This window comes from Nguyenibacter vanlangensis, from assembly GCF_013376155.1.
In the GTDB taxonomy this organism is placed as follows: Bacteria; Pseudomonadota; Alphaproteobacteria; order Acetobacterales; family Acetobacteraceae; genus Gluconacetobacter; species Gluconacetobacter vanlangensis.
In genome coordinates, this window is record NZ_JABXXP010000669.1 from 1 (window position 1) to 1,496 (window position 1,496).

Annotated in this window: 1 protein-coding gene and 1 pseudogene; both read right to left on the reverse strand. The window is 68.9% G+C overall.

The genetic code is table 11. From position 1 onward, the window contains the following. Positions 1-365: pseudogene (locus tag HUK84_RS17850) on the reverse strand (hypothetical protein); the annotation flags it as partial. Next, positions 362-1,330, reverse strand: a complete 969-nt coding sequence (locus tag HUK84_RS17855) for an MlaD family protein (protein ID WP_246285766.1) — start codon at positions 1,328-1,330, stop codon at positions 362-364. The gene HUK84_RS17855 and the pseudogene HUK84_RS17850, both read right to left, overlap by 4 nt. Between the last annotated feature and the right edge of the window lie 166 nt (positions 1,331-1,496).

A 1,496-nucleotide genomic window follows, 5' to 3' on the forward strand; every position in this document is an offset into this window, starting at 1 on the left:
AACGCCGTCGCCTGGACCAGATCCAGCGCCGCATCCGGGCCGCCCCAGCCCCGTACCGCCATGGCACCACGCGTGGCGGACAGCGTGCGCAGCGCGTCGGCGGCACGTCCCTGATCCAGTTGCACCACGGCCAGGTCATAGCCCGCATCGCCGATCGCTCCGGCATCGTCGCGCGCCATCGCCCGCCGCCCGGCCAGACGATACTGGATTTCCGCCAGTTCCAGCCGATCCAGCGCCACGGCTTGGCGGCCGGTCTCCATCGCCTGGTCCAGCATGTCGTCCTGCGGCCCGGTCCGCCCGCCGCCGCATCCCGCCAGGGCCGGCACCATCAGAAGCACCGCCAGACGGGCGGCCATGCCCTTCATGGCTGGATTCTCTCCGCCGGCAAGCGCCGTTGCGGCGGCTGGGCCGTGCCGCCGCCGCCCAGCAGCCACAGGCCGCGCAACTGGTCCGTCAGTTTCTGCAGGCTGGTCGCCGTGATCTGCGCCTGAGTCAGCAGCGCGGGCAGTTCGGACGACGTCTCCTGCAGATTGCGGGTGATCTCGGGCAGGCGTGGGCTGGCCTTGCGCAGGTCCGCCGTCACCGCGCGCATATTGGCCATGCCGCCGTCGGCCTTGGTCATGACCCCGGACAGTTGATGCTCGATCGGCGTCAACTGGGCGATGGCGGCGTTCAGCGATTCGACCAACTGGTCCGCCTGGCGGATCAGCGCGTCGTTCGTCATCAACTGGCCCATCGTTCCCTTGCCGGCATGCAGGTCCGTGATGGTGGCGTCCAGCATCGACATCATATGCTGCGAACTGTCCAGCACCGGCAGGATGCGCGCGCGGATATCGGCGAAGGTCTGGGTGATCATGTCCGCCGGATTCGGGGCGTTCTGCGCGGTGATCACGGCGTAATGCCAATCCATCGGCTCGCCGGTCCCGCGCGTGATATCCACGTAATCGGCCCCCGCCACCACGAAGCGCCGGCGGATGGTGGCCGTGCTGTCGCGGCGGATATAGGTCTCGAGCTGCGGATCGATGTCGGCGATCGCATACATCCCGCCCGACGGGTTGATGCGGATGCGCCGGATCGTCCCGGCATGGATGCCCACGACCTCGATATCGTCCCCGATCGCCAGGCCGCTGACCCCCACATCCGGCAGCACGATCTGCAACTGCCCGGCCGGGGTCAGCCAATCGCGCAGCACTCCGGCCTCGACGATCGCGGCGAAGCAGATCGCCAGCGAGACCAGCACCAGCAGCCCCACCCATTCGTCAGCATAGCGCACGCGCACCAGTTGGCGCGACGGATCGGCCGTCTGACCCATTGTCCGGCCTTGGGCCATCTATCCCCTCCGTATCGGAAACAGGCCTTCGTCCAGAAGGCGCATTTGGGCGCTGACCGCCCGGCGATAATCCCGCCACGCCGCAGCGTCGCGCGCAAACCACAACACCGAGGCCCCGCGATCCCGCGCCGCCGTCACGGCCGCGAGGAATGCCGGCGCCGCGTCC